This window comes from Jiulongibacter sediminis (assembly GCF_001306455.1).
Lineage (GTDB): Bacteria > Bacteroidota > Bacteroidia > Cytophagales > Spirosomataceae > Jiulongibacter > Jiulongibacter sediminis.
In genome coordinates this window covers 288806-308788 of record NZ_LGTQ01000012.1, presented here as the reverse complement: position 1 = coordinate 308788, position 19983 = coordinate 288806, and the positions used below count along the sequence as shown (strand labels likewise).

At 43.4% G+C, this 19983-nt stretch carries 13 protein-coding genes; 8 read left to right on the top strand and 5 right to left on the bottom strand.

What is annotated here, in order from left to right:
* The first annotated feature begins 29 nt into the window (after positions 1-29).
* From AFM12_RS16260 to AFM12_RS16250, 3 genes are all read left to right on the top strand, one after another.
* On the top strand, positions 30-992 hold the full coding sequence (locus tag AFM12_RS16260) for an ABC transporter permease (RefSeq protein ID WP_055150268.1): 963 nt from the start codon (positions 30-32) through the stop codon (positions 990-992).
* Positions 992-2509: an FGGY family carbohydrate kinase gene (locus tag AFM12_RS16255; RefSeq protein WP_055150265.1), complete on the top strand. Its 1518-nt coding sequence runs from the start codon at positions 992-994 to the stop codon at positions 2507-2509. Before AFM12_RS16260 ends, AFM12_RS16255 begins: the two co-directional genes overlap by 1 nt.
* Before the next feature lie 138 nt (positions 2510-2647).
* The gene (locus AFM12_RS16250; RefSeq protein ID WP_055150262.1) at positions 2648-3388 is read left to right on the top strand and encodes an SIMPL domain-containing protein; all 741 of its coding nucleotides are present in this window, start codon (positions 2648-2650) and stop codon (positions 3386-3388) included.
* A gap of 24 nt (positions 3389-3412) precedes the next feature.
* Here AFM12_RS16250 and AFM12_RS16245 read toward each other — a convergent pair whose 3' ends face one another.
* On the bottom strand, positions 3413-5257 hold the full coding sequence (locus tag AFM12_RS16245) for a gamma-glutamyltransferase family protein (protein WP_055150259.1): 1845 nt from the start codon (positions 5255-5257) through the stop codon (positions 3413-3415).
* 194 nt (positions 5258-5451) lie between these two features.
* Here AFM12_RS16245 and AFM12_RS16240 point away from each other — a divergent pair, with 194 nt between their 5' ends.
* Entirely contained in the window at positions 5452-7068 is a 1617-nt protein-coding gene (locus tag AFM12_RS16240; protein ID WP_055150257.1) for a GH35 family beta-galactosidase, read from the top strand.
* A 124-nt stretch (positions 7069-7192) separates the two neighbouring features.
* Entirely contained in the window at positions 7193-9478 is a 2286-nt protein-coding gene (locus tag AFM12_RS16235) for a glycoside hydrolase family 20 protein (protein WP_055150388.1), read from the top strand.
* A 3-nt stretch (positions 9479-9481) separates the two neighbouring features.
* Here the strand turns inward: AFM12_RS16235 and AFM12_RS16230 are convergent, their stop codons facing one another.
* From AFM12_RS16230 to AFM12_RS16215, 4 genes are all read right to left on the bottom strand, one after another.
* Entirely contained in the window at positions 9482-11188 is a 1707-nt protein-coding gene (locus tag AFM12_RS16230) for a GMC oxidoreductase (RefSeq protein ID WP_055150255.1), read from the bottom strand.
* A 148-nt stretch (positions 11189-11336) separates the two neighbouring features.
* On the bottom strand, positions 11337-12005 hold the full coding sequence (locus tag AFM12_RS19615; protein WP_095533237.1) for a hypothetical protein: 669 nt from the start codon (positions 12003-12005) through the stop codon (positions 11337-11339).
* Positions 12006-12110: 105 nt separating this feature from the next.
* Positions 12111-13040, bottom strand: a complete 930-nt coding sequence (locus AFM12_RS16220) for a DUF4892 domain-containing protein (RefSeq protein WP_131458419.1) — start codon at positions 13038-13040, stop codon at positions 12111-12113.
* A gap of 162 nt (positions 13041-13202) precedes the next feature.
* Complete coding sequence (locus AFM12_RS16215) at positions 13203-14531, bottom strand: rhamnogalacturonidase (protein ID WP_374754273.1); 1329 nt, start codon at positions 14529-14531, stop codon at positions 13203-13205.
* Positions 14532-14827: 296 nt separating this feature from the next.
* On the opposite strand from AFM12_RS16215, the gene AFM12_RS16210 reads away from it, so the two are divergent.
* The 3 genes from AFM12_RS16210 (at position 14828) to AFM12_RS16200 (ending at position 19965) form a co-directional block, all read left to right on the top strand.
* Positions 14828-16840 carry a P-loop NTPase family protein gene (locus AFM12_RS16210; RefSeq protein ID WP_055150249.1) on the top strand — a complete coding sequence of 671 codons (2013 nt, stop codon included), beginning with the start codon at positions 14828-14830 and terminating at the stop codon, positions 16838-16840.
* A 219-nt stretch (positions 16841-17059) separates the two neighbouring features.
* Positions 17060-18463 carry a sugar porter family MFS transporter gene (locus AFM12_RS16205; RefSeq protein WP_082391385.1) on the top strand — a complete coding sequence of 468 codons (1404 nt, stop codon included), beginning with the start codon at positions 17060-17062 and terminating at the stop codon, positions 18461-18463.
* An 80-nt stretch (positions 18464-18543) separates the two neighbouring features.
* Positions 18544-19965, top strand: coding sequence for an alpha-L-fucosidase (locus AFM12_RS16200; protein ID WP_055150244.1), 1422 nt, complete (start codon positions 18544-18546; stop codon positions 19963-19965).
* Positions 19966-19983: the final 18 nt, after the last annotated feature.

Below are 19983 nucleotides of genomic sequence, written 5' to 3'. Positions count from 1 at the left end.
GATAACTATCGGGATAATCATTAAAAAAAGTGAACAAAGAATTACTCAAAAAATCACAATCACTGCTGGCACTTTTTGCTTTGTGTCTGGTGATTACATTGCTGTCAGACAAATTCATGACCACCACAAATTTGTGGAATGTACTCCGGCAAATTTCTGTCAATGTTTGTATCTCGGTGGGCATGACCCTTGTGGTACTCATGGCAGGGATAGACCTTTCTGTGGGCTCAGTTCTGGCCTTCAGTTCAGCGGTTTGTGCCGGTTTATTGAAAAGCGGGCTTGAGTTTCAGTCCTTTGACCTTTTTGTGGGTTTTACCGTTTTGGGAGGTGTTTTAGTGGCCCTGCTGGTCGGGCTTCTAATGGGGCTCTTCAACGGCTTTGTTATCACCAAATTCAGTATTCCCCCATTCGTGGCTACCCTGGCGATGTTAACCATAGCCCGGGGAGCGACCATGCTTTACACTAAAGGTATCCCCATTTCTAACCTCGGATCTAGTTTTGAATTTATTGGTTCCGGTTGGCTGCTCGGCATTCCCCTGCCGGTTTGGATTTCTCTGATTGTGGTTTTGGTGATGGTTTTTGTGACCAAGAAGACCACTTTCGGGAGATATATATACGCTATCGGCGGAAACGAAAAAGCCGCTTTCTTATCAGGGATTAATGTCAACAGAGTTAAGCTTTGGGTGTATGGTCTTGCCGGAACCATGGCCGCCATTGGTGGTGTATTAGTTACATCGCGTTTAAATTCTGCTCAGCCCAATGCCGGTGTGAGTTACGAGCTGGATTCTATTGCTGCGGTAGTTATAGGAGGAACTTCTTTGAGCGGTGGCGTAGGGACAGTGACCGGTACGGTAATCGGTGCTGCTATCATCGGGGTTTTAAATAACGGACTGGTCCTACTTGATGTTTCGCCCTTTTGGCAGCAGGTGGTCAAAGGAGGGGTGATTCTACTTGCAGTGATAATTGACAGGAAAAGTAAGGGTTCAAAGTAATGAAATACGTTTTAGCCATAGACCAGGGTACCAGCAGTACTAAAACAGTCATCTTTGATGACCAGGGCAATGCCGTGGCAAAAGGTCATGCTGATTTGCACACCGATTATTTTGATAACGGATTTGTGGAGCAAAACCCTGAAGGGATTTATCATAATGTGCTGGATTCTATGGCAGATTGCCTTTCAAAATTCAGTAAGGAAGGGTTGACAATTAGTGACATATCATCCGTCGGGATTAGTAATCAAAGAGAGACTTTTGTTCTCTGGGATCAGGAGGGAAATGCTTTGGCCCCGGCAGTGGTCTGGGCCTGTAAACGTTCGTTGGATATTTGTCAACGATTGATTGACGAGGGTCAAAATGATTTGATCAAAAGGAATACAGGGCTCATCATTGATCCCTATTTTTCGGCGACCAAATTGCTATGGTTGCTTGAAAATGATTTGATTCTAAAAGGAAAATTAGAGGCCGGAGAAGTTTATTTCGGTACCGTAGATTGCTGGCTGCTTTTTAAACTAACAGGTGGAAAAGAATTTAAAACCGATTATACCAATGCTCATCGCACCCTTTTATTGAATATCCACACCCTGAAATGGGATATGGAAATTCTGAAAATGTGGGGTTTAGAAAAATTGAATTTACCGGAAGTATGTCCTTCGTCTTTCAATTTCGGATCGTTGATTTTGGATTTTGGAATGTCCGGAACATCTGACATCCAACATCCATCATCTACCATCCCAATAACAGCTCTTATCGGCGACTCCCACGCTGCTACTTTCGGGGAAGGGTGTTTTGAAGCCGGTACGGCAAAAGTGACGATGGGAACGGGAAGTTCCATCATGATGAACACCGGCTCAAAGCCCATTGATTCAGAAAAAGGTCTATTAGCAACAGTAGCATGGAGTACAGAAGATCGGGTGGATTACGCTCTGGAAGGGGCCATTGTGGCCTGTGGATCTACCATCGAATGGATAAAAAATGAATTAGGTCTTTTCAAAGATGTTCAGGAAACCGAAACCATGGCTCTGGCAGTGGAAGACAATGCCGGCGTCTATCTGGTTCCTGCTTTCAGTGGTTTGGGAGCACCTCACTGGCAGATGAACCGCCGGGCCTCCATTGAAGGAATGACCTTCGGTACTACTAAAAACCATATTGTTCGGGCGGCTTTGGAGAGTATTCCCTATCAGATCAAAGATGTGATTGAAGCCATGCGAGAAGACATGGGCACTGAGTTGAAAAGCATCTCCATCAACGGCGGTCTGAGTAAAAACAAATTCGTCATGCAGTTTCTGGTAGATTTGCTGGGCGTACCTCTCAATCAACAATCAAATCCAGATGTTTCGGCTTTGGGAGCTGGCTACCTTTCGGGCTTAAAAAGTGGAGTGTATAAAAGCATTGATCAATTGAAAGAATTGAATGCTTCTCGAACTACTCAGGCTCAACCTCAAAAGGATAATAAAAAGGTCAAAAACGGTTATCACGGATGGCAAGGTTTACTGCGAAAGGGACTTGCTTAAAAGTGTGAAAGTGACTTAAAAGCAAACTGTTTTCTTTTTTGATATCCTGAATTTGGTTGAAGAACTCGATTCAGGATTTTTTTGATCTGTACGTTATCATCGAAATTTACGTTAACTTCAAAACACTAAATTTCAGTCATGCAAACACGATACAAAATAGCTATAGGCGTAGGAGGATTACTTGCCCTCGTCCTACACGGATTATTCATTGCCTATGGCATTCAGCGATTCAGAAAAGAAGACAGAAGCATTTCTGTCAAAGGGTTGGCAGAGCGTGAAGTGATGGCTGATCAGGCCGTGTGGACGATTAAAACCGAAGCTACTGTCAATGATTTGCAAGAAGGAAGCAGGAGAATCGAAGCTTCCAAAAAACAGATTACCGACTTCCTGTTGGAAAATGGAGTTAAAAAGGACGAGATCATTCAGCTGGATTTAAACGTGACTGACAAAGAGGCTCAGGCTTACGGGAATTATGTGGGAAACTACCGTTATCTGGTTCAGAACAGTCTTCAGGTGAGGTCTGCCGAGGTTAAGAAAATTCAGGAATTGAGCAGAAGAACGGATGAGTTGCTGAAGATTGGAATCAATATTTCCTCAGGTAATGCCTATTCTCCTTCCGTGCAATACCTCTTTACCGGATTAAATGATATCAAGCCGGCTATGCTCTCTGAGGCTACGGCCAATGCACGGCAAGCAGCTGAAGAATTTACCAAAGATGGCAATGTTTCGCTCGGCAAACTCAAAAGTGCCAGCCAGGGGCTTTTCAGTATCGTTGATCGGGATGCATCTGCACAGGGAGAAGGTGGATACGCCTCCTCAACCAATGATATTTATAAAAAAGTACGGGTCGTTATTCATGTAGTATACTCCATCGACTAATCAGAGTACTGTGAATTAATGCGGTCACCATCCCAGTCCGTAATCTTCCCCATGATTACTACTTCCTCCCCAGAAACTGCCATGCTTCCAGTCGATAAAAATGGAATTGATGGGCCCCGAGGTTCTTGGTTGAAAATTAATTTTATAGCCTTTCGCCCGAAGTTCAGAAACTGTCCACTCGGGTGTGCTGGAGTTTAGAATCATTCCGCCCGGTATCTTTTCATGTTTTCCGAAAGAAGAGAACATTTGCAAAGTTTTGAAGCTCGGAGCTTCCACAGCCTCCTGAACGGTCATTCCAAATTCAACCACATTTAAAAAGAATTGAAGCAATAGCTGATCCTGCTCATCACCGGCTTGTTTGGCGAAGGCCAGCACCGGTTTTCCATCCTTTAAAGCCATACTCGGAGTAAGTGTTACCCTTGGTCTTTTTCCCGCCTCAGGAAGATTAAAAGGATTCTCTACTTCATTGAGCACAAAGGACTGCATACGTTGGCTGAGGCCTATTCCTGTTTCGCCGGCAATGAAAGCCGGAACCCAGCCGCCACTTGGAGTCATACTGACCACCCAGCCCTCTTCATCGGCGGTTACAACTGAAGTAGTGCCAGCAGTAAAGTCTTCCATAAACTCTTCATACGATTGTTTTGAATTAGCTCCCAATGAAGGCCATTTAGCCAATAAATCCAGATATGGATTTGATTTGTTTTCAAAAGGGTAGGGATCCCCGGGGGCAATCGCCGGATCGTTTTTCTCAAAGTTGATTTCCTGTAAACGTTTCTTGGCGTAATCTTTAGACAATAGACCTTCCATTGGTTCGGCCGGGGGGAAGGCAGGGTCGCCGTAATAAAAATCCCGGTCCGCATACGCCAGATTCATACTTTGATACAAGGCATGAATGTAATTGGTGCTGTTATAGCCCATTGCTTTTAAATCGAAGTTTTCCAGAATATTGAGCGTCTGGAGCATAACTGGCCCTTGTGTCCAGGGTTGCAATTTAAAGACCTCATAATCGCAGTATGTGGTGCTCATAGGCTCTTCCAGCTTGACTTCCCAATTGGCCAGATCTTTTTTGGTGATCAGCCCACCTGCGGCTTGAGTGCTTCGGGCAATTTCTTCGGCGATATCTCCATTATAAAAACGATCATAAGCGGCATAAATCGCTTCTTTCCGACTCTTGCCTGATTTGAGAGCCGCCTGTTCAGTATCTATGAGTTTTTGTAAGGTATTGGCGAGGTCTTTCTGAACAAAAATTTCTCCGGCTTCGGGTGCTTCCCTGTCTTCACCAAGATGCGTTAAAAAGACCTTAGTGCTGGATGGGTATTTTAAAATTTCATCCTTATAACTTTCTATCATATTGGCTGTTTGGGCCTCAATAGGGTAGCCATCTTTTGCCATTTGAAGGGCAGGAGCTAAAACTTCAGCCAGGCTTAGTTTGCCATATTCAGCCAGGACGACCATTAAGCCGCCGGGAGTGCCAGGGGTTACTGCAGAAAGCGGTCCGTATTCCGGTGGGTAGTCATAGCCTTTGGCTTTGTAATAATCGGCAGTAGCTCCGGTGGGTGCTACACCTAAGGCATTGACGGCGATAACTTTTTTTGTTTTCGGATTGTAAATCAAGGCCTGAGTTTCTCCTCCCCAGCTCAATACATCCCACATGGTGGAGGTGGCTGCCAACATAGCACAGGCGGCGTCCACGGCATTTCCTCCTTTACCAAAGGTGAGTGCCCCTGCGGTGGCGGCCAGCGGTTTGCCGGTAAGAGCCATCCAATGTTTGCCATGTAGTGGTGGTTTCTGAGTCTTAAACGGAAAGGTATTGAAGGTTTGAGCCATACTCATTGAGCTCAACAAACACAAAATAAAGATTCGGGTCATAAGTTCGGGGTTGATACACGAAGTTACAAAAAGCTTCGTATGATTTTAAACTCCGCTTATTCATGCCTTTCCAGGTAATAGATTAATGAGAGGAGACTGATATTCCCTTCTAATTTGTTTAATATTGACACAGCAAATCACTCTTAAATCCGGAGAAAGGCTCCGTTAATCTTTCGATTTTCTTTAGTGTTGAAATGAAAACATATTTACTTTCTATTGCTCTTCTTTTTTCCGTTTTGCTTGCTGGTGCTCAAACTCCGAGGCTGGTGAAAACAGGAACAAGTACCCGTTTAATGGTTGACGGAAAACCTTTTCTCATCAGAGGCGGCGAGCTTGGCAACTCCACCGCGACTACAATGAAAAACATGGAACCGGTCTGGGATAAACTGACCGCCATGAACCTCAATACCGTTTTGGTACCGGTCTACTGGGAATTGATTGAGCCGAAAGAAGGTCAGTTTGATTTTCAATTGGTGGGTGACTTGATACATGAAGCCCGGAAACATGATCTTAAATTAATTCCGTTATGGTTTGGGAGCTGGAAAAACAGCATGAGCAGCCATGCTCCGTCATGGGTCAAATTAGACCAGAAGCGTTTCCCGAGAGTAAAAGATGAAAATGGGAAGAGCCAGGAAATCCTAAGCTCTTTCTCAAAAGAAGTCCTTGAGGCTGATAAGAGAGCTTTTGTGGCATTGATGTCCTATATCAAATCCATTGACGAAAAAGAAAATACAGTCATTCTAGTTCAGGTTGAAAATGAGATCGGGATGCTTCCTTCTGCCCGAGACCATCAGACCTTAGCTGAAAAGGCCTTCCATGATAAAGTACCTGATGAGCTTACCGATTATTTGAAAGAAAACGAAGAAAGGTTGGTGCCAGAGTTTCGAAAGATTTGGAAGGAGAACGGTTCAAAACGCCGGGGAGATTGGGAGAAGGTATTCGGGGAAGGTCTGCATACTGATGAAATCTTTATGGCCTGGTATTACTCTAAATTTGCCAATGAAGTGGCCGCTGTTGGCAAGAAAGTATATGATATTCCGATGAATGTCAATGCCGCCTTGAACAGACCAGGGCGAAAACCCGGAGAGTACCCTAGTGCCGGCCCGCTCCCTCATGTGATGGATGTCTGGAAAGCTGCCGGCTCAGCCGTTGACTTTCTTTCTCCTGATTTCTACAATCCGGATTTCGAGCACTGGTGTGACCTTTATACCCGGCAGGGTGATCCTCTTTTTGTGCCCGAGCATGGTTTTGATAAGACAGTGGCGGCCAAAGCCCTGTTTATTTTTGGTCATTATGAAGGTCTGGGTTTTTCGCCGTTTTCTATTGAGTCCAAAGAGAACCCTGAAGAAGAAGATTTGGGGAAAGCCTATGCTTTGGTTGAAAACTTGACATTGCTGATTTCAACAAATGTTGGTCAGGGGAGAATTGAGGGTGTTTTGCTCAGCAAAGAAAAACCTGAGACTAAGTTGCAAATGGGTGATTATGAGTTTACTTGCAAAAACGATTATACTTTAAGCTGGACGCCGGGTGCCCGACTTGATGAATGGCCATTAGGCTCTGTGATCATTATTCAAACTGGCGAAAATGAGTTTTTTGTGAGTGGAACGGGTGTTGTCATCACCTTTAAACATCTGAAAAACAAGGATCTTAATATAGGTCTTTTAAAAGTAGATCAGGGGAGTTTTGATGACAATGGAGACTGGACAGTGCTTCGCCATTTAAATGGAGATCAAACCCATCAGGGAAGACATGTAAGTATACCTACCGGCAGTTTTCAGACCCAAAGAGTTCAGCTGTATTCGTACGAATAGTTCTGATCAATAGGAGAAGGACCTTATTGAAGATTAAAATAGTTTTTAAATTATTTTAATAATTAATGGTTTGATGGGAGTAGATTCAATATTTTTGAGCATCAACCTTTTGAAATAGATGCCCATGAGACTCCGAGTTGTTCTCCTTTTTCTGCTTACTCCCTTTGTTCTTTTTGCACAAAATTTAATTCCAAAACCGGTCTCGTTTGAGAAAGGGGAGGGGGCTTTTCGTTTAAATTCTTCCACGGTTGTCTGGGCTGAAACAGCCTCTGAGGAGGTAAAGACCATAGCGGAGAGCCTGCGTCTTAGAATCGCATCTACGACTCATTTGAATCCTGAATTGGTTAAAGTAGCCCGACGAAATTTTATTTCTTTTTCCATCAATACCGATTTGGCGGCTGACGCTTATACTATTCATGTTGACAATGAAAAGGCCGAGCTGAAAGGCGGGAGTGGTCGTGGTTTATTTTACGCTTATCAAACGTTACTTCAGCTTTTTCAAGATCAGATTTATAACTCGGAAGCGTCTTATGGCTTTCGATTGACCTTGCCTGCCTGTGACATCTTTGATCAACCTCGTTTTGGCTACCGTGGCAGCATGTTGGATGTTGGTCGACATATTATGCCGGTTAGCTTCATCAAAAAATATATTGACCTGCTGGCCATGTATAAATTCAATCAGTTTCACTGGCACCTTACGGAAGATCAGGGATGGCGGATTGAAATCAAAAAGTACCCGAAACTTACAGAAGTTGGAGCCTACCGCAAAGAGAGTATGGTTGGCCACTACAGCGATCAGAAATTCGACGGCAAACAGTATGGAGGTTTTTATACGCAGGAGGAGGTGAAGGAAATTGTTGCCTATGCGGCTTCAAAATATATCAACGTTATCCCTGAAATTGAGATGCCCGGACACGCTCAGGCAGCTTTGGCCAGTTATCCAGAGCTCGGTTGTACGGGCGGACCCTATGAAGTTCGTACGCTTTGGGGTGTATCGGAGAATGTGTACTGCCCCTATGAAACCACTTTTACTTTTTTGCAGGATGTACTTACTGAGGTTATGGAGCTATTTCCTTCCGAATACATTCATATTGGAGGTGATGAGTGCCCGAAAGATACCTGGGAAGACTCAGAGTTTTGTCAGAACCTGATCAAAACCGAAGGGCTGGGAGATGAGCATGGTTTGCAAAGCTATTTCATCTCCAGAATCGATAGTTTTCTGACTTCAAGGGGTCGGAGATTAATCGGCTGGGACGAGATTCTCGAAGGTGGCCTTTCACCCAACGCGACAGTAATGAGCTGGAGGGGAACCGAAGGTGGCATTGAAGCTGCCCGTCAAAATCATGATGTGATTATGTCACCAAACTCTTACTATTATCTCGATTACTATCAGGGTGATCCGGCCACCGAGCCTTTGGCTATTGGAGGAAATCTGCCTCTGGAGAAAGTATACTCTTATGAACCTTTCACCGATGAATTGACCGACGAACAGAAAGAGTATATTCTGGGTGTACAGGGGAATTTATGGACGGAGTACATCTCAACGCCCGAAAAGGCGGAATATATGCTATTCCCTCGCTTATTGGCTGTTGCAGAGACGGGCTGGTCGCCCCAGGGAGAAAAGGATTATGAAAATTTTGTATCCCGAGTACAAGGCCATTTTGGTAAACTTCTTATGCGAAATGTTAACTTCTCCCGCTCCATTTGGAATCTGGAGTCGGAAGTTACGGGAAATCCCGGGCAGGGGCTCACACTGTGGTTAAATACGGTGGTAGAAAATCCTGTGATTCGCTATAACCTTGGAGAAGAGCTTCCGGATGCTAATTCCCCACTTTATGATTTCGAAACGGGGATCAAAATTGAAAAGGGAACAATGATTAGAGCTGCTCTTTTTGATAAGGATAATAAGCCGTATGGCAATGTTTTTACGACGACTTTGAAGGTCAATAAAGCAACGGGTAAGACGTATGAACTCCGTTCAAAACCTACCCGGTATACCGGAGGATCTACCTACGCCTTAACGGACGGAAAGGTAGGCATACTGAATAATAATAACACTTGGGTGGGTCTCAATGGTGATGACTTAGATTTGACCCTTGATCTCGGAGAAATTACGGAGATTAATGAAGTGATCATTGGTTTTCTCCATGCTCCCGGCAGCTGGATAATGTACCCTAAAAGTCTGCAAATCAGTACCTCTGAAGACGGAGAGAATTTCAAAGATTATCCGGTTTACGATTTGACCGTACCGGAGGGAGCCTCAGCTGCTGGTCAATCCATGATGAACCTCAATGGAGTAAAGGCCCGCTATCTCAAAATCAAGGCCGAAAACTATGGGTCATTACCTGAAGGCCATGCCGGGGCCGGTAAGCCGGCTTGGTTGTTTGTGGATGAGATTGAGGTGAACTAATTCCTAAAGATCAAGGCGGTTCAGACTTTTATAGGCATAGTCCACTGCCCGGGCTGTTAAAGCCATAAAGGTGAGCGACGGATTTTGGTTGCCCACGGAAGTCATACAAGCTCCGTCGGTAACAAAAACGTTTTGGCAGGCATGCATTTGATTCCACTCATTGAGTAAAGAAGCTTTCGGGTCTTTGCCCATGCGAACGCCACCCATTTCATGAATGTCAAGGCCGGGGTTTTGTTGAGAATCAAACATAGAAATCTTTTGGCAACCAGCTTTCTCCAGCATTTCGCTGGCCTGCTCCTGAAAGTCCTTCATCATCTTGTGATCATTGTCATCATAGCTGATGCTGGTAATGAGTTGCGGCATTCCCCAGTCATCAGTTTCTGTTTCGCTCAATCGCACATGGTTGCTCTCTTTCGGGATGGTCTCCCCCTGCATTTGAATGTAAATCTGCCATGGCCCGATTTCGGAAAGACTTTCTTTGAGCGGAGCCCCGAAACTTTCAGGAGACTGCACGCCTCTCGCCCGGGAAGCAGAGAAGGCGACCATATAACCCCGTTGAAAATCCATCTCCTGTTTCCGAAGGTTTCGGAAAGAGGGCATAAAGGCTGAAGTAGGCCTGCGGCCAAAATAATATTGGTCCTCAAAACCCTCAAAAGAAGCAGAACCCTGACCTCGGTATTGATGAAAGGCTATGAATTTGCCAAGCAAGCCGTTTTCGTTGCCGAGGCCTTCCGGGAAACGACTGCTTTTTGAATTCATCAGTAATAAATTGGTATTCAGACAGGCCGCATTGACAAAAATGATTCGGGCTTTGTACACAAATTCTTCTTTGCTGATACGGTCAATCACTCTGACACCCGTTGCTTTATTTTTTTGCTCATCAAAAAGGATTTCGGTAACCACAGAGTCGGGTCTGATGGTCAGATTGCCTGTGGCCATTGCCGCGGGTAAACTGGCGGAGTTGGACGAAAAATAGGCTCCATACGGGCAGCCGCGGTAACATAAATGCCGGGCCTGACAGGCAGATCGGCCTGCGGCTAAATGATGTTCCTGAGGATCTGTAAGGTGGGCACAGCGACCGATGATCACTCTCCGGTCAGCGTAATTTTCTTTGACTCTTTGCTGAATGTGTTTTTCCAAACAATTGAGCTCCCAGGGTTTGAGAAACTCCCCGTCTGGTAAAGAGTCAATGCCATCTTTATTGCCGCTGATACCGGCGAACCGTTCCACATGGCTATACCAGGGTGCCAAATCCTTATAGCGGATGGGCCAGTCTACAGCAAAACCATCACGGGCCGGGCCTTCAAATTCGAAGTCACTCCAGCGTTGTGTTTGCCGGGCCCAAATCAGTGACTTTCCTCCAACCTGATAGCCCCGAATCCAGTCAAATGGCCTCTCCTGGATGTAGGGATGCTCCTGATCTTTGACAAAGAAATGTTCCGTGGCCTCTTCGTAGGCATAACATTTATTGACAATCGGATTTTGACTTTCATCTGCCCGCGGCATTCTTCCCCGGTGGTCAAAATCCCATGGATTTGAAAAAGCTGTTGGGTAATCCTGAACGTGTTTGACATCACGACCTCTTTCCAGAACCAAGGTTTTGAGTCCTTTTTCACAAAGTTCTTTGGCAGCTATGCCGCCGCTGATTCCCGAGCCAATAACAATGGCGTCGTAAGTGTTTTCCTGATTGAGTTTAGTCTGTAAATGCATTGGTCTTTGATAAGAGCATTGAAATTATCAATAAACTGCCCGAATCAAAAACCTCTTTCAATAAGCTTATTTTTCTAGTGACTTTTAAATACCCAAAAGTATAGTTGCCTTGTAGACAAAAGGGCTTGTCAAATTCTAAAATATTGCCCTAATGTTCCAATAAAACCCGTGCAAAGAGTCCCGTATTTTGCTTGACAAACCTATTCTCTCCATACCAGTCAGTGGTATGTCCCAGACCAAACTGATAGTTTTTTACTGAAAGCCCGAGTCTTGCGGTTATATAACTCCTTGAATGATGCTTTTCTGTTGGGTCATATATGATAAGTCCCTGAAGACGAGTGTAAAGCTTGAGTTTGTCGTTTATTTTCGGTTTGAACTCTACGAGATCCATCATTTCCAAATTATGTCCATCGGCCAGATCAACCACGGGAACCAGCACAACTAACCATTTCTGATTCGCATATGAGTATTGCAGACCAACCTGCTTTCTGAATCCGGTTACATGATTTATCAGGAAGCCTGCCGTAGCATTCAGGTTTTTAGCGATTTTGTATGTAAGAAGTGACTGAGAAGCAAATTCGTTATGATCTCCACTGTTTTTAAAGTCGCCCGTGTAATTTGTAAAATTGAAATAACCGAGCTTTCCCCCTTCTTTGAATGGTTTTCTCGTTACCGCCAAAATGTTTAAGGCTCTGTTTCCTACAAAGAGTTCAACGGGGATAGGAGGAGTGTGAGAAGAAGACTTTGGAACAGCTTCCTGAGCCAAAATTGTCCTGGAAGTAGTTAAAGCAAGAATGAAAAATAACAGTTGTTTCAAGAAACGTATCTTTTGATTTGCCCGCAAAACTAAAATACACTTCTTTCCCGGTAAACTATTTTAGACTTGTGTAGTATTCAGTTCGACCGACAGGACAAAAGTTGATTAGTTTACAGCATTTCGTACCAATTCCACCCGTCTGTTTTTGCTTCGGCCTTCTTCAGATACGTTATCAGAAACAGGAGCTACCGGACCAACGCCTGCGGCTTTGAGCCGGTTTGCTGCTATTCCATAGTCTTTTTGAAGCGACAGACTCACGGCCTGAGCTCTTTGTTCTGAAAGGCTCATATTATTCTCAAAACGTCCGGTATTATCGGTATGGCCTACCACATAGACATTCTCCGCTGGGTGAGCTTTCAGGTATTGAGCAACCAGAGCAATTTCTTCTTTTGATTCTGGTTTTAGTTTGGCTGATCCGGTCTCAAAAAGGATTCCGTACAACGAAACCTTACCCTTCTCTTTCATGGCCGCTTCAATACCATCGAGATCTATTTTTTGATCCATTTCCTCAGTTTCAATGACATGGATTTCGTAACCCTGTTCACCCAAACCGTACCCGGCATAAATAATGGCATAGAAGGTTTTTCCGTTATGACTGAATTTTGAAGCGATATAGCCTTTGCTTTCGCCGTAATAGGCCGGAATCAAAAAACTCGTTTCTTTGGTGAGGGCATCCCAAAGGTATTTTCCGCAATCATTGTCTGAGCAACTGAATAAGATCTCGGCCCCTTTGGCCTTCAGAGCTTTGAGATAATTGCTGTAAATCTCATACGAAGAAGCGTCGGACGTGCTGATAGTGTAGAAAATACGGACGATTTTCCCCTCTATCTGCTTCTTTTTTGTCAGTTGGGAGTAATCTGTCGTCTGGCCTGTGGCCATGGAGTAACGGTCAAAGCTGGTTTCTTCGTAGTCATAGATGGTACTGTTACCAAAACGCGGGAAAAGCGGATGATCTTTGGAGCCTTCTTTATCTTGAGCAAATGACACCAAAGCGGTGATCAAAAAAAGGAAGGTTGCCGGGAAATTAAATTTCATCACAGAAAGGTTTAATCGAAGAATCAAACGGTCATATCCGTCTGTATTTCTCCGAAAGGTAGTTTCCCTTTCTTTCAAAATTCCGGCAAATCAGTGTACGGTGATGTCTCAGTGACGAATGGCAGAAAATTCTGTAAAGTCGGTCAATACTTTTTGACGCAATTAATCCAACTTTTTGCCATTCACCACCACATTTTCCATACTCAAGCCGTCAATAATAGACGGGTCAAAGTCAGCATTTTCTGAGGTAATTACCAGATTCTCAAAACGGAAATCAGAGAGGCTGTCGTTCTCGGTGATCCGCATATCATACCAGATATCGCAGTTAACATTCATGTTTTTTAAGGTGATATGATCGGAGTAGGAGATAGGTACATCCGGGCGACCTTTCAGGTCAAAAAACTGCGTCCAGGGTTTGATATACAAAAGGCTTCGGGAATTTCCGTTGACGTTGTCAACAGTGATGTATTCATAATGCTGAGGGGTATCAGGTCGCATTTTTAGCCAAAGGATACGGACGGCATCTCTCACGGTGATATTCCGGAAAAGGATGTTCTTATTATGAATAGATTCACTGCCACAGGTCAGGGCCGAGTGACAAAAGCCGAACTCACAATCCTCAATAATGATATTCGTGTTTTCTCCATTATTCGGGTCTTCATCGGCAAAAGGCCCTTTGCCTCCTTTGAGGGCAATGGCATCGTCATTCACCGCCATGTAGCAGCCTTTGATGAGTACGTTTGAACACACATCAATGTCAATGGCATCGGTGCTGGGAGCTTTGATGGGCTCATGCGGCGAAGTAATGCGGACATCCAAAATTTTGACATTCTCGCATTGATAATAATGCGAACTCCAGAAACCGGAGTTTTGCAACGTGATATCCTGCACCTGAACATCTTTGGAGTCCCGGATAAAGACCAGTCGAGGACGAGAGACTTCGAGGTTCGTGCATTGTGGATTTTCTTCCCGGCGTTGCCAGAAGGCTTTCCAATAGTTCAGTCCGTTTCCGTCAATGACGCCATTTCCGGTAATCGAAAAACCATCTACGCCATAAGCATTCACCAAGGCCGGAAAATAGTCAATCGACTGCCCCTCCATTCGGGAGGGCATGATGGGGTAATTGCTGATATCATCAGAGCCTTTCAATTTGCCGCCTTCCGCTACGTGCAAGTGAGTACCGGGTTTGAAGAATAAAGCTCCGCTGAGAAAAACGCCCTCGGGAATAACGATGACGCCTCCACCATTGGCCGCGGCCGAGTCAATGACGGCCTGAATGGCTTCTGTTTGCAGCAAAGAACTGTCGGCTACCACGCCATATTCGGTAATTGGATAGGCTTTACCAAGGTCCTCGATAGCCAATTTATCGGTCTGTCTGAACCAGTCGGAGATCGGCGTACCATCCGGCCAGAGTTCTGCAGCTGGTTTAGAAGTAGAACAAGCCATCAAAAAGAGAAAGGCAGAAAAGGAGAACAGTTTTTTGAAATGCATTTGAATAAGGTTGAGAAATGTCAGACAAAGAAAACTTTTCCAAAACAAAAGACTGTACAGGGCTGTCGGAAGTAATGGGTCAGACCTAGTAAAGGTCTGACCTCCTGAATACGGGAAACTACGTTCACCCTAAACATCTTCAAGACGAAACGATTTAGAAAGTGTTGGGAAATTTGCTATAATTTAGAATTCTAAGACTAACTTCGATGATGGAAGTTTGATATTTGAAGGCACAAAATTTGAGCAAAAAAGTAACAATTAAAGGACTTCCTTGGAAAACAAAATAGAAAAAAACTATGAGCGAACTTTTCCCTGGAATGAATCCGAATGTTAGACTTTCTCATCTAGATTCTGACGAAAAGACAATTGTTGAATTCCTCGCCAAAGATTGGTACATAACTAATGGAGGGGCTAATTTCAAGTTGAATCATAAATCCAGTTATAGTTATTTTCTAATGAAACCTACAAGGGATTTTAAGGAAATGTTCAACATTGAGAGAGAAATAGCAGTAATTTTTAGTCCTTATACAGATTTTGAGCCAAGGTCATTGGATGCAATCGAATATGTATATAGTGCATTTTCTGATTTAAGACTTGAAACGGTTTGTTGTGTCTTAATTAGCAGAGATAAAAACATTCAGCAAAGAGTTTCAAGCCTCCTTAAGGGTGATCCTGAATCCCGAGTAGTAATTCCATTTTCATATGATGATTATTTCTATGCCTCTAATTCATATTTCGTAAAAAATCGATTCAGAAATTTCTTTTTTGAAAGAGATTTATTCGCTTTTGAATCACCGATCACAAAAGACTTTTTCTTTTTTGGTAGGTCGAAATTGATACAGAAATTAATAAATCGGCATAAGTCAAAGGAAAATTCTGGACTATTTGGTTTGAGAAAAACCGGAAAAACATCAGTTGTGAACGGAGTTCATAGAGCTCTAAAAGTTGAAGGTATTCCAAGTGTAGTAATTGACTGTCAAGATACGGCTTTCAACCAGAAGAGATGGTTTAAGGCACTTTTGTTTTTAATGAAGGAAATTAAAAAACAGAATAATGTTCAGTCGCAGTTAGAGCCAGAGGAAAAATACAATGAGGAGCAAGCAAGTGAAAGCTTTGAAAAAGATATCAAGAGAGTTTATAAAAAATTGGGACAGAAACCAGTCCTTTTCATTTTTGATGAGATAGAGAATATTTCCCCAGGTACTTCTCCGAACCATTTTTGGAAAACGGAGTTAGATTTTGTTCTATTTTGGCAAACTATTAGATCAAAATTCCAAAAATTCCTCCGGGAAGAAAAAACTTCAGTATTTACATTTCTAATAGTAGGGACTAACCCCAAAGCATTAGAAACTCCGAGAATTCAATCTACAGATAATCCAATATTTAATAAAGTTCCTTTTGAATTTATTCAGGGATTTAACTTAGATCAAACCACGGAAATGGTTTCAAAACTAGGAGGATACATGGGCCTTGAATTTGATGAAATTGTTTATTCAAAACTGAATGAAGATTTCGGGGGGCATCCTTACCTTATCAGGCATGTTTGTAGTATAGCCAATGAAAAAGCTACCTCGAATCGGCCTGTAAAAATTGACAAAATTAAGTACCAAGAGGCTAAAAAACTCTTTGGTGAACGATACGGACATTACTTCGACATGATTCTTCAGGTACTTATAGAATTTTATCCAGAGGAATATGATATGCTTACTTACCTTGCTCTTGATGATATTGATTCTTTTATGGATTTGGCGAATTTATCCACAGAGTTAATAGCCCACCTAAAAGGCTACGGTGTTATTGATGAGAACGATGGTTCCTTCTTTTTTAAAATTGAATCAATCAAGCAATATTTAATTTCAAAGAATCAATACCAGGCTAAACTTAAGTCACCCGAAAAACGATGGAAAGAAATTTCTGAACGAAGAAACAAATTGGAGTCAGAATTGCGTCAAGTTGTACGAATGCAACTCCAGTCTCATTTTGGGAAAAGTGATGCATTTCAAAAAGTAATTGACGTTTTTGGAGATCCTAGGAAGTCACAATCTCGTGGAAAGGAATACTCAGAATTGTTTGATCCCATTAAAACAGAAATCTATTTTTCAGACCTGTCTAAACTCATTAATAAGTACTACCAAGAAGCTTCCTTTAATAATATTTTTGGAACTAATAAATCAGAAACAATCGCTTGTTTAGAAGTGATAAACAAGTACCGAACCGACGCTCATGCTAAGAATATCGATTCTAGTGAAATGGAGTTTTTCAGGGTACACATTAGTAAAATTGAAAAATTAGTTAACGAATTTATGTGATTGGGTGCTAATAACTCTATGTTGGTGCGTGCGTATCAGTGTGACGTAATACACCTTACCCGTTCTATCTTAAACCGACTTAAATTAGAAGTATTTTTAGCTGCATCGATTTACTTCTTTCCCAGTGGTTCAAGTCTTAAGGTCAAAGTATCTTTTCTTAAAAACTATTGAGACGAAGGCATTATCGAGTGACATAGGGCTGACCTTCCTGTCCACGATATCTTCTATTTCTCCCTCCCTCTTGCCCACCTTCAAGATTTCTCCGATCTTCACAAAACTTTAACCCTAAACCCTAAACCCTTGACAAAGAATAAAATCTTCCTTTGGTCCATCACGGCTGCTCTTGCCGGTTTTTTGTTTGGCTTTGATACCGTTGTGATTTCCGGTGCTGATCAGAAATTGCAGGCTTTGTGGAACTCCTCTGATGCTTTTCATGGTGCTATTGTCATGTCTATGGCCCTTTGGGGTACGGTGATCGGGGCTATTTTCGGGGGTATCCCTACCAACAAATTGGGCCGGAAAACCACGTTGATTTGGATCGGACTTTTTTATACGGTTTCTGCCGTAGGCTCTGCTTTTGCAAATGACCCTTATATTTTCGCTTTCTTCCGTTTTTTAGGCGGGCTTGGCGTGGGAGCTTCCACGGTGGCGGCTCCGTCGTATATCGCTGAGATTTCTCCGGCAAAAGACCGTGGGAAACTGGTGGCCTTGTATCAGTTCAATATCGTTTTCGGGATCATGATCGCCTATTTGTCGAACTACCTGTTGAATGGCATCAGCGAAAACGACTGGCGTTGGATGCTCGGTGTAGAGGCTTTCCCGGCAATTTTGTATACCCTTTTTGTAGTTGGCGTACCGAAAAGTCCGCGTTGGCTGATTAATCAGGGAAGAAAAGATGAAGCTCGTGGGATTCTGGAAATTATCAATCCCGAAAGGAATACCGATGAACTCATTTTGGAAATTGAAAAAGGAAATGCGGAATCAGATGCCAATGATAGTATTTTCAAAAAGCAACATCGTTTTCCTTTAATACTGGCCTTTTTGATCGCTTTTTTCAATCAGTTCTCCGGCATCAATGCTTTTTTGTATTACGCTCCCCGAATTTTTGAGGAAGCAGGCCTTGGTGAAAGTACTGCTCTGCTCAGCAGCATCGGAATAGGAGTGGTCAACCTGATATTTACCTCTATCGGCGTTTATTTGATCGATCGTGTTGGGCGTAAACTACTCATGTATATCGGCTCTTTCGGTTACATTATTTCACTGGGAATGGTGGCCTACGCTTTTGCAACGGACTGGACGGGCATGGCCGTGCCCGGTTTTATGTTCCTGTTCATTATGGCTCATGCTTTGGGGCAAGGGACCGTCATTTGGGTCTTTATCTCTGAGATTTTCCCAAATCATCTTCGTGGCTCAGGGCAGGCTTTTGGTAGTTCGGTGCACTGGTTACTTGCGGCGGCTATTCCGTCGTCCATTCCGTTTTTGTTTTCAACGATTGGTGCGGCACCGGTGTTCGGTGTGTTTACGTTTATGATGGTGCTACAACTTCTTTTTGTGGCTTTTATGATGCCGGAAACCAAAGGTGTTTCTCTGGAAGATTTGAGTAAGAAATTGCATCAGAATTGAGTTAATCAGTCCCTGGTCACAAAATTTTAAGTTTCTGTTAATCATTCTTCATTCATTTGCTCAGCAATTGATTTGAAACTATGCATCCGAAACAGAAAACCGCCGTACTGACTTTACTCTTCTTTAGTTTGATGGGCTTTGCCAAAGGGCAAAATACCATTCATCCGGTTTCCACGGAATACCAATATCCTGAAGACCCAAGAGTAGCTGAAAAGCTTGAACACTGGCGGGATCAGAAATTCGGTATGCTCATTCACTGGGGTATTTATGCGGTGCCGGGTATCATAGAATCCTGGAGTTTATGCAATGAAGACTGGATTACACGTGGCGATAGTAATGTGGCCTATCATGATTATAAGCAATGGTATTGGGGATTAAAAGATCAGTTTAATCCGACTGGCTTTGACCCTGATCAATGGGCAGAGGCAGCAGAGAAGGCGGGAATAAAATACGTGGTGTTCACGACCAAACATCATGATGGTTTCAATATGTTTGATACGCAGTATACAGACTACAAAATCTCTGGTGGGCCTTTCAAAAATCACCCAAAAGCCGATGTGGCCAAACATGTTTTTGATGCGTTCAGAGAACGGGATATGATGATAGGGGCCTATTATTCAAAGCCGGACTGGCACTCACAGGATTTCTGGTGGGATTATTACGCAACCCCCGACCGAAACGTCAATTATGATATTCGGAAACACCCTGAACGTTGGCAACGATATGTGGACTTCACGCATAATCAAATCAATGAATTGACTACGAATTATGGCGATATCGATATCCTTTGGTTAGATGGCGGCTGGGTGCGGCCCAGAAATACGGTGACAGAGGAGGTGATTGCCTGGGGAGCTCCTATCCCGGAATTTGATCAGGAAATCAATATGCCCAAACTGGCTGAAATGGCTCGTAAAAATCAGGAAGGCTTACTGATCGTGGATCGTACGGTTCACGGACCTTTTGAAAACTACCGAACACCTGAGCAAGGGATTCCGTCCACGATGTCTGAAGACCCTTGGGAAAGCTGCATCACCCTTGGTGGAGCATGGGGTTATGTGCCCAATGATAAATTCAAATCAGCGGAGAAAGTCATTCATCTGCTAATTGAGATTGTCGCCAAAGGCGGAAATTTACTTCTCGGTGTTGGCCCAACGGCCGATGGCGTTTTTCTGCCAGAGCAGGTTGAAAGACTGGAAGAAATTGGCGAATGGATGAATATCAATGGAGAGGCTATCTATGAAACCAGAGCACTTCCGGACTTTCAGGACGGTCAGGTTTATTTTACCAAAGGCAAAGATGCCTCGGTTTATGCCCTCGCAACGAATTCAAAAAATGGAAAAGTCAGCTGGTCAGTCAATTTGCCTGCGACAAACTCAAAAATGCAACTTCTCGGTTACACCAAGCCTTTGAAATGGGCTGTTGAAAACGGTAAGGTAGTCGTTACATTGCCCAAAGGTATTCCTGCTCAGCCGGCTTATGCTTTTAAATATTCGGTAGACTGAGGCTGTCCACTGTTGCAC